Below are 12,961 nucleotides of genomic sequence, written 5' to 3' on the forward strand. Positions count from 1 at the left end.
CTACTCCGCCTCGGCCGCCTGCCAGTACCGGTCGCGCAGCTTGCGCTTGTAGAGCTTGCCGGTCTCATGGCGCGGCAGCGCCCGCTCGAAGTCGATCGATTTCGGGCATTTGACGTGGCTGAGCCGCTCACGGCACCAGCCGATCAGCTCCTCGGCGAAATCGGGCGTGGCATCGCCCCAGTCGACCGGCTCGATCACTGCCTTCACTTGCTCGCCCATCTCGGCGTCGGGCACGCCGATCACTGCCGCGTCGGCCACCTTCGGGTGCGTCAGCAGCAGATTCTCGGTCTCCTGGGGATAGATGTTCACGCCGCCCGAGATGATGAGGAAACTCGCTCGGTCGGTGAGGAAGAGATAGCCGTCCTCGTCGAGGAAGCCGATGTCGCCGAGCGTCGACCAGCTCGGATGTTCGGGGTGGCGCACGCTGGCCGTCTTCTCCGGATCATTGTGATAGGCGAAGGGAACGGCACTCTCGAAATAGACGAGCCCGGGGGCGCCCGGCGGGAGCTCGGCGCCGTCTTCGTCGCAGATGTGGACGATCGCGGTGGTCGAGCGGCCGACCGAGCCGGGCTTCGCCAGCCACTCCTCGGAAGTGATGAAGGTGGCGCCGTTGTTTTCCGATCCGGCATAATATTCGGAGATGATCGGCCCCAGCCAGTCGATCATCGCGCGCTTGACCGGGATCGGGCACGGCGCCGCCGCATGGACGAGGTGGCGCAGCGACGAGAGGTCGTGGCGGGTGCGCGTTTCCTCGGGAAGCCGCAGCAGCCGTGCAAACATCGTCGGCACCATCTGAGTGAAGGTGACGCGATGCTCCTCGATCGCGCGCAGGGCGGCCTCGGCATCGAATTTGCGCAGTACCACGACCGTGCCGCCCAGCCGCTGCATGCCCGTGCTGAAGGCAAGCGGCGCGGTGTGATACAGCGGCGCGGGCGTCAGCAGCACGTCGCGCTCGGTGAGGCCGAAGCGCATCTGGAGAAACGCCGCGAGCGGGTGCGGCTCCTCCGCCGCGCCACCGGTCAGCGGCAGGCGGATGCCCTTCGGTCGGCCGGTGGTGCCGGACGAATAGACCATGTGCGTGCCCGCCGTTTCGTCGGCGATCGGCGTATCCGGGCAAGCATCGAGCGCAGCGGACCAGCTTTCGGCACCGGCCAGCGCGCCTCCGGCGGCGTAGATCGCGCGGACGCCGTCCGGCAGCCGCTCGGCGATGCCCGCCGCCCCCGCGACCTCGGGCGAGGCGACGAGGACGCGCGCACCCGAATCGGCGAGAATATACACGGCCTCTTCGGCGGTGAGCGCAGTGGAAACAGGCACGAAATAGAGCCCCGCGCGCTGGGCCGCCCAGAAGAGTTCGAAAAAGGCGATTCCGTTCGGCAGCCAGGCCGCGACCGCGTCGCCCGCGCGAAGGCCGTCGCCGCGCAGGCGATGGGCGCCCTGGTTCGCGCGCCGTTCGAGCGCCTCGAAACTCAACCTCGTGCCGGTTTCCGCCACGATCACGGCGGCGCGCGCCGGATCGCTGGCGGCGAAGTGCCGCGGATGCATCCCAGTCTCTCCCACTTTGTGTTTTCGCGGCAGGATGCGGCCTTGCTTACACTCGTGCAAGTACTTGTGCGCGTGCCCCGGCTCTGCGACCAAGGAGGCGACGACCCGGGAGCACACCGGGCGAGCTGGAGAGACTGGAATGGCTGCACTGGACGTACCGCCCCCCGCCTGCATGCGCGATCCCGAGATCGAAGCCTTCGCCGAGGGAGCCGGCCGCTTCTTCGAACGCGCGGCGACTCCCGAGCGCATCGCGCGGTGGCGCGAGGCCGGGCAGGTCGAGCCCGCCTTCTGGCGCGAGGCAGGCGAAGCGGGGCTGCTCGGCGTGTCGATCCCCACCGAATATGGCGGCGCGGGCGGCGACTTCCGGCACGATATCGTCGCGGTCGAGCAGGTGGGGAAGCACGGGGTCGAGGGCTTTGCGCTGTCGCTCCACAATGTCATCATCCTGCCCTATGTGCTCGCCCACGGCACCGAGGAGCAGAAGAAGCGGTGGTTGCCCAAGCTCTGCTCGGGTGAGAGCATCTCGGCGATCGCAATGAGCGAGCCGGGTGCCGGGTCGGACCTTCAGGCGATCCGCACTACTGCGCTGAAGGACGGCAACGGCTATCGCATCAACGGCGCCAAGACGTTCATCTCGAACGGCCAGATCGCCGATTTCATTGTCGTCGTCGCCAAGACCGATCCCGAAGCGGGCGGCAGGGGCGTGTCGCTGCTGGTCGTCGAAACCGACCAGGCGGAAGGATTCCGCCGCGGCAAGGCGCTCGACAAGATCGGCAACGATGCGCAGGACACGTCTGAGCTGTTCTTCGACGATGTCTGGGTGCCGTCGGAGAATCTTCTCGGCCTCGAGGAAGGCCAGGGCTTTCGCCAGCTGATGGCCGAGCTCCCCCGCGAACGGCTGATCATCGCGGTGGGATCAATCCAGACGATGGAGCGCGCGCTCGAAACCACGATCGAGTACGTCAAGGAGCGCAAGGCGTTCGGCCAGCGTATCCTCGATTTCCAGAACACCCAGTTCGTGCTCGCCGAATGCAAGGCCAAGGCGACCGTCGCCAAGGTGTTCGTCAATGACTGTATCCAGCGCCAGATCGAGGGCACGCTCGACCTTACGACCGCGGCGATCGCGAAGCTGCGCGCCACCGACACCGAGTGGGAGATCGTCGATGCCTGCCTTCAGCTCCACGGCGGCTATGGCTATGTGAACGACTATCCGATCGCCCGTATGTTCCGGAACAGCCGCGTCCAGCGCATCTACGGCGGTTCGAACGAGATCATGAAGCTGCTGATCGCGCGCTCGCTCTAGCCGCGTTCCGGCATCTGCCAGGCGCGCGCCCGTCGCGGATTTGTCGCTGCGCTGCGACAAATCCGCACGCGCCTGGCACAATTTTGCGACAAGTGACTTCTAGTGGGGCCGGGAAGACTTCGCGGGCCCATCCGGCGTTCGCGGCTATGGCGTAGGGAGTATCGGCTGCGATGCGTAAACTGGGGTGCCTTTTCGGCGCATTGATGATCACGGCCTCGCCAATGGCACTGGCAGCGCAGGAAGCTCCTCCCGCCTCCACCGGACCGGCCGAGCCGAACCCGCAGGACGCAGCCCCGCAGGGCGAGGCCTATGAAGCCGAGGAAATCGTGGTGCGCAGCGAACTGCGCGGCTCGGTGATCGGCGATATCGAGCCCGAGCAGGTGCTGACTCCCGCCGATGTCCGCTCCTATGGCGCGAGTTCGATCGAGGAATTGCTCGAGGCACTTGCGCCGCAGACCGGCAGCGCGCGCGGGCGCGGCGGCGAAAGGCCGGTGCTGCTGCTCAATGGTCGCCGCATTTCGGGCTTTCGCGAGTTGCGCGACATCCCCACCGAAGCGATCGAGCGAGTCGAGATTCTTCCCGAGGAAGTCGCGCTCAAATACGGCTATCGCGCCGACCAGCGCGTGGTGAATTTCGTGCTGCGCGAGCGTTTCCGGTCGTTCACGGCCGAGCTGGAAGGCGAAGTGCCCACCGCCGGCGGCTTTTCCGCCGTCGAGGCAGAGGGCGGGCTGCTGCGCCTCAATTCGAACGGACGCTTCAACTTGAATGTCGAATATGAGGGCAGCTCGGCGCTGCTCGAGAGCGAGCGCGACATCGTGCCGACCACCTCGACCGGCTTCTACGATGTGGTGGGCAACATCACTGCGCCAGGAGGCGTGGGCGAGATCGATCCCGCGCTGAGCGCGATTGCCGGCATACCCGTCACCGTCGCGGGCGTGCCGGGCGGAGCCGCGGGCGGCGCACCGGCGCTGGCGGGCTTCGTGCCGACCGCCAACACGCCGAATGCGAACGGCCTCACCCCCTATCGCACGCTGCGGGGGCCGAGCGAACAGCTCAGCATCAATGCTGTGGTGAGTCGCGCTCTGTCCACGGACATCACCGCGACACTCAATGCGGAACTCGAAGCGACCAATGGCGAGACGCTGCTCGGGCTTCCCGGGGCAGTTGTCACTCTCCCTGCGGGCAGTCCCTTCTCGCCCTTCTCCGGGCCGGTGGAGCTTTACCGCTACTATCCCTCGCTCGCCCCGCTTACGCGCAGCACCGATGGGCGCACCGCGCATCTCGGCCTCGCGATCAACGGCGATTCGGAGGAGTGGCGCTGGTCGGTCACCGGCAACTACGATTATTCGACCAGCGAGACCTTCACCGATCGCGGAGTCGATGCCAGCGGGCTGCAGGCGGCGCTCGATGCCGGCGATCCGGGAGTGAATCCCTTCGCGACCCCGCCGCTCGCGCTGCTCGATGCGCTACCGGTCGATCGCACACGCTCGGCCTCCAGCGTGGGCGAGCTACAGGCGCAGATCGCCGGTGCGCCGCTCTCGCTGCCGACCGGCGACGTCACCACCAGCCTGCGGGTCGGCGCGACGACGACCGACTTCGAAAGCGAGACGCTGCGCTCGGGCATGATGCGGTCGAGCAGCGTCTCGCGCGACCTGGCGAGCGGACAGCTCAGCGTGGACGTGCCGATTGCGAGCACGCGCGAAGCCGTGCTCGATTTCGCCGGCGACATCACGCTGAACGGCAATGTCGAGGTGGAGCAACTGTCGGATTTCGGGACGCTGCTCACCTATGGCTATGGCGTGAATTGGGAGCCGGTCGACGATCTGCGCTTCCTCGTATCGGTAACCGAGGAGGAAGGCGCCCCGACGCCGCAGCAGCTGGGCGATCCGACGCTGGTGACGCCCAACGTCAGCGTCTTCGACTATACCCGAGGCGAGACCGTCGATGTGACGACGATCACCGGCGGTAATCCCGATCTGGCGCCGGATGACCGCAGCGTCTTCAAGCTCGGCGTCAATGCCCGGATTCTCGAGGAGCCCGATCTGCGGTTCAGCGCGGACTATGTGCGCAGCACGACCCGAAACGACATTTCCAGCCTCCCTGCCGCCACCGCCGCGATCGAGGCGGCCTTTCCGGACCGCTTCGTCCGCGACACTTCGGGCCGGCTGATCCAGGTCGATACTCGCGCGGTCAATTTCGCGCGCACCGAACGCGAGCAGATCCGCTACGGCTTCAACTTCTCGATGCCGCTCACCTCGACGGTCCAGCGCCGCATCGAGCGCTATCGCGCGGCGCGCGAGGAAGCCGAGCGCACCGGCCAGCCGGCGCCGCCGGTGCCCGAGGAGCTTCAGCGCATGCGCCAGCAGCGGGGCGAGCGACGCGGCGACGCCGAAGGCGGCGGGCAGCCGCCACGGAATGGCGGGGAGCAGGCCGCGGGTTCGTCCGGGCAGGAAGGGTCGCCGACGGAAGGCGCGCGCACGCCGCGCGGCCCCGGCGGCGGTTTTGGCGGCCGGCGGGGCGGGCGCGACGGAATGGGCGCGGGCCGGATCAACTTCAGCCTCTATCATACCGTCCACCTGCGCGACGAAGTCCTGATCCGCGAAGGACTGCCGGTGATCGACCGGCTGAACGGCGACGCCACGGGCAGCACGGGCGGGCAGCCGCGCCACGAACTGGAATTCCGCGCGGGCATCTTCAAGGACGGGATCGGCGCGCGGATCAGTGCCGATTGGCGGAGCGGAACGCGCGTCAACGCCGGCACGCTGGGGGCGCCAGAGCCACTCGATTTCGCGCCGTTCACCACCATCGACTTGCGGCTGTTTGCGGATCTGGGGCAGCAACTCTCGCTCACCCGCGATCATCCGTGGTTGCGCGGAACGCGGGTCTCGCTCAGCCTCGACAATGTCTTCGATGCGCGCCAGCGCGTTACCGACAGCAGCGGCGCCGTGCCGCTCAGCTATCAGCCGGATCTGCTCGATCCCGTCGGCCGGCAGGTTTCGATCAGCATTCGCAAGCTGTTCTTCTGAACGCAGCGGGTCCGGGGCCGATCGGTTCCGGACCGCTCAATGACCGCGGCAGGCGAGCGCATCGAGAATCTCCTCGACGCGGGCCGGATCGCCCGCGGCGATGACTTCGCCGTTGCTTGTCGCGGTCAGCGGGTCGCCGGCCCAATCGCACATCCGTCCGCCCGCGCCTTCCACGACCGGCACCAAGGCGGCGAAATCGTGCAGCTTGAGCTGCGCCTCGACGACGATGTCGAGATGGCCCGAGGCAAGGCATGCATAATTGTAGCAATCGCCGCCCAGCACGGTGCTGAGCACCTGGCCGTCGAGATGCTCGAAGGCATGGAGCTGCCCGTCGTCGAACAGCGCGGGCGACGTCGTGGCGAGCAGCGCCTCGCCGATCTCGCGGCAGCGCCGCGTCGTCGCGGGCGCGCCGTTCAACGTGGTCGGGCGGCCCACGACTCCCAGCCAACGCTCCTTCAGGATCGGCTGGTCGATGATACCCAGCACCGGCCAGCCGTCCTCGAGCAGCGCGATCAATGTTCCGAAGATGGGCCGCCCGGCGATGAAGGCGCGCGTGCCGTCGATCGGATCGAGCACCCATCGGCGGCCGCTGGCCCCCTCGCGCTCGCCGAATTCCTCGCCCGCGATCGCATCCATCGGCCGCTCGGCGATCAGCAGCTTGCGCATCGCCTCCTCGGCGGCGCGATCGGCCAGCGTCACCGGCGACTTGTCCGCCTTTGCCTCCAGCCCATGCGGCGCGCGAAAATAAGGGAGGATCGCCGCGCGCGCGGAGTCGGCGAGCTGCTCGGCGAGGGCGATGTCGGCGGAGGAAACGGTCATGCCGCTGCCTAGCGCTCCCGGACGGCGCTCGCCAGCCCGCGCCGACGGCAGATTCGACTCGCCATCGTCACAATCGACTGCCAATCCGTCGAGCCGATGCGCCGCAGATTGCTCCTCGCTCCTCTTCTGGCCGCCACGGCGTTCCCTGCCGCAGCGCAGGTGCGCACGGTGCCGGTTCAGCCCGCATCCGAGCGCGAGGCGCTGGGCGGAGTCGAAGTCTATCTGGTCAACGAAGGCGAGGTGCCGGTGTCCGCGCAGGGTCCGCGCCAGATCGAAGTGACCGCGGCCGACGGGACGCGGCTGGTGCTCGAGCGGCTGCCGGCGCCGGAGCGCAGCGTCGCGCCGGGCGGCTTCGCGAAGCTGCGCTACGTTCCTGTCGGGCTTGCGGAGGCCGCGGTCCCGCGCGCCGAGGCGTTCCCGCCGGCACGCCTGCCCGAGCCGGGGGAGACGGTGGTACAGAGCGCGACAGGATCGTCGGCGGGCTTTCTCGATCGGTTTTCCCCTCACGAGCCCGTTTATGGCGCCTTCGGCCTCGGCGATTCCGGTGCGAAGCTGCAAGTGAGCTTCGCCTTTCAGCCGATCGGCGGCGAGGGCGCACTCAGCAATCTTCGCTTCGGCTATACGCAGACGATGTTCTGGGCGCTCGATCAAGATTCGGGGCCGTTCCGCGCCACCACTTACAGCCCCGAAGTCTATGCCGATGTGCCGGTCGGCGACGCCAGCACGCTGGCGCTCGGCTGGCGCCACGATTCGAACGGCCGCGGCGCGGTCGGCTCGATCGACGCCAACCGCATCTTCGCGCGCATCGAACATCGCATCGATCTCGGGGGCGACTGGCGGCTCGATCTCGCGCCACAGGCTTGGTTCTACGTCGGCAAGCAAGGCGCGGCACCGGATCTCGCCGACTATTGGGGATATATGTCGATCACTGCCGCGCTGTCGCGGCCGGACGGGCTGAAGATCGCCGTCACAGGCCGGGGGAATTTCGAAACGGGCAGAGGCGCTGCCGAACTGTTCGTTTCCTGGCCGCTGGCCAGGATCGACGATCGCATCGGTGCCTATCTCTTCGGTCAGGCGTTCACTGGCGATGGCGAGGTGCTCGATGAGTTTCGCGTCGAGGACAGCCATGTACGAGTCGGAATAGCGCTGACCCGCTGAGCGGTGACAACAGGGCGAACGAATGGGAGAAGACTCCGATGTGGACACGATTGCTCCTTCCCGCGGCGCTCGTCGCGGCAGCCTCGCCGGCGCTGGCTGCGCTGACGATCGGTGCTCAGGCGCCCGATTTCCGAACCCAGGGGGCGCTGGATGGCAGGGCCTTTCCGCTGAAGCTTTCGGATCAGCTCGCGCGCGGCCCGGTGGTGCTCTATTTCTTTCCCGCCGCCTTCACGCCCGGCTGCAATGCCGAAGCCCGCGCCTTTTCCGAGGCGGCCGACGCGTTTCGCGCCGCCGGGGCACAGGTGATCGGAATGTCCGCCGATCCGATCGACAAGCTGCAGCGCTTCTCGGTGGAGCATTGCGCGGGCCGCTTCCCGGTCGCGCACGCCGATGCGGCAGTGATTCGCGGATATGACGTGGCGCTGCGCGGCAATGGAGCGATGACCAGCCGCACCAGCTATGTCATCGGCCGCGATGGCAGGATCGCCTATGTCCACGACGATCCCGCGTTCGCCGGCCACGTCACCGGCACGCTGGCGGCGGTACGCGAACTCGGGGCCGCGGCTGATTAATCGCGGTCGAGCAGGTCGTCGGTCACCGTCATCGTGAAGGCGGGAAGATTGTCCGGCGGGACTTCGGCGACGGCATCGACGAAGGCAGCGCGGGTCTCGGGCTCGTCATAGACCATCTTGGCGTCATAGGCCCGCTGCCACGCCGCTTCGTCCGGCCATTCGGCATAGCCGACGAATCGGCCGTCGCGCTCCTGGTGCAGCCGGGAGCCGTAGCTGCCGTAGCGTTCCCGGATCAGCTCGGTCCCGCGCCGCCACGCCTTTCGGAACTGCGCTTCCTTGCCTGGGTGGACGCGCCACCAATAGACCGCGACGAACATAATGCCTCCTTCGGTTTTCGCGGGCGCTCACCGGATGTTAGCAGTTTCGGGCCTAACTCGGTTCCCATGGAATCGCGCCGTACGCAGGATATCGCCGCATGCGGCAGGGTAGGGGTTTGAGCCTTATGGCCGGGGTGAGGGCGGTCCGAGCGAGCAGCGCCGGCGATGCAAGCCGCCGGCTATATGATCGAATCGGCGCGTTTCTGTTCGATCAGCGGCTTGAGCCCGATCCGACCAATTTCGCTTTCGCCTATCATCTTCTCGAGAACCCGGAGGGGCCGCTCGCCCGTGCAGTGGCGGCGCTGACCGACGGCGGCGTGCGGCTGACTCGGCGCGACATCGAGTCGCTCGGCTGCGAGGCCACGCCCGGCCAGAGCGAGGCCACCGACGGCAAAAAGGCCGAAGGGCTGGTCGCGCAGACCCAGATGCAGGTCGAGGGTTTCGAGGACATCATGCATGCGATGCGCGCTGAAACCGAGGGCTTCGGCCGCGATCTCGCCGCGAGTGCCGCCGCCATCAATCAGTCGCGCGCCGAAGTGGGGAACGACGGCGTGATGCTCGATGAAGTCGCGCGAATCACGGCGGCGATGCTGACGCGCGTGCGCACTGCCGAGAGCCGACTTGAATCCGCCACCCGCGAAGCGAGCGATCTCCGCAAGAAGCTTGAGGAAGCGCGCGACAATGCCCGGCGCGATCCGCTGACCGAGCTGCCCAACCGGCGGGCGCTCGAAGAGGCCTTTACCGCCCAGTCGGCTGCAGGCGAACGGCTCTGCCTTGCGGTGTGCGACGTCGATCACTTCAAGTCGGTCAACGATCGCTTCGGCCATGCCGTGGGTGATCGAGTGCTCAAGGCGATCGCCGAGGCGCTGTCGCAGGCGTGCAGCGGCCATCTCGTCGCCCGTTATGGCGGTGAGGAGTTCGCGGTGCTGTTCGCGGGCATCGCCCTAGAGCCGGCGCGCGCGACACTCGATACTGCGCGGGCGACCGTCGCCGCCAAGCGATACCGGCTGCGCGAGAGCGACGCCCCGCTCGGCGAGATCACCTTTTCGGCCGGACTTGCTGCCGGAGCCAGGGACGACAGTTTCCAGTCGCTGTTCCAGCGCGCCGACAGGCTGCTCTACACCGCGAAGAACAACGGCCGGAACTGCGTCCGGACCGGCTGAGGAAAGTCGGCGCCACAAGTTGGCGGATTTCACGATGTGCTTCTGTGTGAATTCCCAATACGCCGCCCCTGAAAAAGGCGCAGCGTTTGATTCCAGTGCCTTAGTGAAAATGGCACAGCCCCTGCAAATGATCGGGTAACGGCGGCCGGACGGTCCGAACCCGCCGATTTGCAGGGAGAAACATCATGGTACTTCGTCTCGATTCGCTCCAGCGTTCGGCCGCCTTTGCGGGCGCGCTCCTCTTCACCGCGGTTCTCGTCTTCGCGTCCAGCCCGGTTCTGCCGGTCGCCTGATCGCCTCAGTCAAGCACCCAAGGGGAGCAGCCATCATGGTTCGCAATCTGCTGGTCGGCGTCGCTTCGTTCGCCGTCACCACCCTTCTGATCGTCGTCAGCGGCGCGCAGGGATCGGCCCTTCTAGGCTGATCCGCTGCGCCCGTGGGCGCCCGGGCTGCGGCGCCCACATTCGCCGCACAATTCCTCCACATCTCCGATTCGCCGGCCCGTGCACGGAACCCGAAGCGGCAGGCGCCGGTTCGGGCAGTATTCCCAAACACATGCACGGGAGCATGCCCCCATGACCGATACCGTCGAGATGGTTCACGAAGACAATCTGCCCGGCCACGAGAGCACTCTCGAGCCCAAGCCGGACTGGGAGCCGCGCTATCCCGGCTCGGGGCGCCTCGAAGGCAAGGTGGCGGTGGTGACGGGCGCCGACAGCGGCATCGGCCGCGCCGTGGCGGCGCTCTATGCCCGCGAAGGCGCCGATGTCGCGATCGTGTATCTGTGCGAGCATGACGACGCCGAGAAGACCGCGCAGATCGTTCGCGGCGAAGGCCGGGAGGCACTCACCATCGCCGGCGACGTCGGCGACGAAGACTTCTGCACGTCCGCGATCCGGCAGGTGGTCGAGAAATTCGGCCGCATCGATGTGCTGGTGAACAATGCCGGCGAGCAGCATCCCGACAAGAACATCACCGAAATCACCGAAAAGCAGCTGCGCCGGACCTTCCAGACGAACATCTTCGGCATGTTCTTCATGGTTCAGGCGGCGCTGCCGCATCTTAAGAAAGGTGCCGCGATCGTGAACTGCACCTCGGTGACGATGTACAAGGGATCGCCGGAATTGCTGGATTATTCGAGCACCAAGGGTGCGATTACAGCGTTCACGCGATCGCTCTCCGGCAATCTCGCCGAGAAGGGCATTCGCGTGAACGCCGTTGCCCCGGGGCCGATCTGGACTCCGCTCAATCCGAAGGGCGGCGCCACCGAAGAGAAGCTCGAGCATTTCGGCGAATCGACTCCCATGGGCCGCCCCGGACAGCCCAACGAAGTCGCGCCGTCCTTCCTCTTTCTCGCCTGCGAGGACGCCAGCTATATGTCGGGGCAGGTGCTGCACCCGAACGGCGGCATCGTCGTCAACGGCTGAGCTAGCCGCCGCTCGCCGCCAACGGAAAACATTTCCGGCGGCCCGCGCCGGCGCCGTCTGGTCGCGTCAGGCCGAGGCGCGTGCGGCTATCGGCGCAGCCTTGGCGGCCGCGTGATCGGCAAAGCGTTCGGCGGCCTGCCCGAGCACGGACTCCGGATCGAGCGTGCGGCGATCGCTTACGCTGGCGCAGTGCGCGCGGAGTGCGCCCGGCGGACAGGGGGCGCCTCTCCGCGCGAATAGGTGCCGGTGAGCAAGCCGGCCGCAAGTACCTTGCCGGCCATTGCCCGCACCAGCGCGCCGCGCCCGGGATTGTCGCCCACGTCCGGCCCCGCGGCGAGCGCGAAGAGCTGAAACGCATAATGATGCTCGCCATGGCCGGTGGGAGGATCGGGCGGCAGCCAGCCCTCGGCGAAATAGCTGTTTCGCCCCACGTCGCTGCCGTCGGCTCCGGCCTTGCCGTCGGCCTGGATCGCGCCTTCGACCAGCTCGCCGTCATGCGGCGGAAGATCCCAGACGACCGCATGCACCAGCGGCGCCGGTGTCGGGGCATCGGCATCCTCGACGATCAGCGCCAGTCGCTCGGCTCCTTCTGGCACACCGGTCCAGAACAGCGGTGGCGAAACGCCCTCGCCATCCTCGGTGAAGCGCACGGGAAGGCGCGCGCCGTTGGCGAAGGCAGGGCTGGCAAGATGCAGGTTGTCGAAGCTGCCGAGCTCGGGCTGAACGATTGCGAGCTTGTCGGCGCCCGCGCGCACGCCTTTCAGCGCATGGCCCAGCCAATGGGGGACGTGTTCGAGCATCGGCGCGTCTCCTTTCCCGCGATGCAACGCCGCAGCAGCCGTCGCGCTCCCGCCGCCGCCTGCTGCGGAGCCATCAGAGATCGAGCGCCTCATATTGCGCAGGCGGCACGATCCCTTCCATCCGCTCGCTCAGAAGCGGGCGAAAGCTGGGGCGGCTTTTCATCCGCACATACCATCCCTTGGCCTGCTCATTGCCCTTCCAGTCAATCCCGCCAAGATACTCGGCGACCGAGATCTGCGCTGCGGCTGCGCAGTCGGCGAAACTCATCGTCGCACCTCCCAGCCAGGTGCGGTGATCGAGCAGATAGTCGACATAGTCGAGGTGGCTGACCGCCGCCTTCATCGCGGCCCGCAGCGCACCGGCGTCGGGTGCCTGCTTGTGGACGATACGCTTGAGCATCCGTTCGTGGAGCAGCGGCGCCGTGACGTCGCGATAGAAATGCGCGTCGAACCAGGTGACCAATCGGCGCACTTCGGCGCGCTCGGGCGCAGTGCCGCCCAGCAGCGAAGCCTTGCTGACCGTTTCCTCGAAGAATTCGCAGATCGCCGTCGAATCGACCAGCACGACGCCGCGTTCCTCGTCGACCATCACCGGCGTCTCGCGCGCGGGGTTCAGATCGAAGAATTCGTCGCGCTGAAGCCAGGGCGATTCGCGCACGAGATCATAGCCGACACCCTTTTCGCCGAGCACGATTCGGACTTTGCGCGAGAAGGGGCACAGCGGGAACTGGAGGAGGGTCCACATGGGCCGTTCCTTAGCGGTACGCGGACTCGCGGGGAAGCGGATCCGCGAAGGTGCGCGGTCGATCTTCCTCCCGCGGCGGCGGCGGCGGT

The 12,961-nt window shown here is 67.3% G+C and carries 11 protein-coding genes; 6 read left to right on the forward strand and 5 right to left on the reverse strand.

From position 1 onward, the window contains the following. The gene (locus H7V21_RS10320; RefSeq protein WP_188053603.1) at positions 1–1,542 is read right to left on the reverse strand and encodes an acyl-CoA synthetase; all 1,542 of its coding nucleotides are present in this window, start codon (positions 1,540–1,542) and stop codon (positions 1–3) included. A 139-nt stretch (positions 1,543–1,681) separates the two neighbouring features. Here H7V21_RS10320 and H7V21_RS10325 point away from each other — a divergent pair, with 139 nt between their 5' ends. After that, positions 1,682–2,845 carry an acyl-CoA dehydrogenase family protein gene (locus tag H7V21_RS10325; RefSeq protein WP_188053606.1) on the forward strand — a complete coding sequence of 388 codons (1,164 nt, stop codon included), beginning with the start codon at positions 1,682–1,684 and terminating at the stop codon, positions 2,843–2,845. Between the two features lie 203 nt (positions 2,846–3,048). Continuing rightward, positions 3,049–5,871 (forward strand): TonB-dependent receptor plug domain-containing protein, encoded by a 2,823-nt coding sequence (locus H7V21_RS10330; protein WP_262503820.1) that lies wholly within the window; start codon positions 3,049–3,051, stop codon positions 5,869–5,871. A 36-nt stretch (positions 5,872–5,907) separates the two neighbouring features. On the opposite strand, the gene hisN is transcribed toward H7V21_RS10330, so the two are convergent. Beyond that, the gene (gene hisN / locus H7V21_RS10335; protein WP_188053610.1) at positions 5,908–6,690 is read right to left on the reverse strand and encodes a histidinol-phosphatase; all 783 of its coding nucleotides are present in this window, start codon (positions 6,688–6,690) and stop codon (positions 5,908–5,910) included. A gap of 96 nt (positions 6,691–6,786) precedes the next feature. Here hisN and H7V21_RS10340 point away from each other — a divergent pair, with 96 nt between their 5' ends. After that, the gene (locus tag H7V21_RS10340; protein ID WP_188053612.1) at positions 6,787–7,848 is read left to right on the forward strand and encodes a phospholipase A; all 1,062 of its coding nucleotides are present in this window, start codon (positions 6,787–6,789) and stop codon (positions 7,846–7,848) included. Between the two features lie 38 nt (positions 7,849–7,886). Further along, positions 7,887–8,420: a peroxiredoxin gene (locus tag H7V21_RS10345; RefSeq protein ID WP_188053614.1), complete on the forward strand. Its 534-nt coding sequence runs from the start codon at positions 7,887–7,889 to the stop codon at positions 8,418–8,420. Here H7V21_RS10345 and H7V21_RS10350 read toward each other — a convergent pair. After that, positions 8,417–8,737: an antibiotic biosynthesis monooxygenase family protein gene (locus tag H7V21_RS10350; protein WP_188053616.1), complete on the reverse strand. Its 321-nt coding sequence runs from the start codon at positions 8,735–8,737 to the stop codon at positions 8,417–8,419. The two genes, H7V21_RS10345 and H7V21_RS10350, sit on opposite strands and share 4 nt — an antisense overlap. A 125-nt stretch (positions 8,738–8,862) precedes the next feature. Here H7V21_RS10350 and H7V21_RS10355 point away from each other — a divergent pair, with 125 nt between their 5' ends. Then, the gene (locus tag H7V21_RS10355) at positions 8,863–9,900 is read left to right on the forward strand and encodes a GGDEF domain-containing protein (protein WP_188053618.1); all 1,038 of its coding nucleotides are present in this window, start codon (positions 8,863–8,865) and stop codon (positions 9,898–9,900) included. Positions 9,901–10,475: 575 nt separating this feature from the next. Next, complete coding sequence (locus tag H7V21_RS10360) at positions 10,476–11,327, forward strand: glucose 1-dehydrogenase (RefSeq protein ID WP_188053620.1); 852 nt, start codon at positions 10,476–10,478, stop codon at positions 11,325–11,327. A gap of 176 nt (positions 11,328–11,503) precedes the next feature. On the opposite strand, the gene H7V21_RS10365 is transcribed toward H7V21_RS10360, so the two are convergent. Both H7V21_RS10365 and H7V21_RS10370 read right to left on the reverse strand, forming a co-directional pair. Beyond that, on the reverse strand, positions 11,504–12,127 hold the full coding sequence (locus tag H7V21_RS10365) for a YbhB/YbcL family Raf kinase inhibitor-like protein (RefSeq protein WP_188053622.1): 624 nt from the start codon (positions 12,125–12,127) through the stop codon (positions 11,504–11,506). Positions 12,128–12,200: 73 nt separating this feature from the next. After that, complete coding sequence (locus H7V21_RS10370) at positions 12,201–12,872, reverse strand: glutathione S-transferase family protein (protein ID WP_188053624.1); 672 nt, start codon at positions 12,870–12,872, stop codon at positions 12,201–12,203. Positions 12,873–12,961: the final 89 nt, after the last annotated feature.

It is taken from the genome of Sphingosinithalassobacter sp. CS137 (assembly GCF_014334115.1).
GTDB lineage: Bacteria > Pseudomonadota > Alphaproteobacteria > Sphingomonadales > Sphingomonadaceae > Sphingomonas.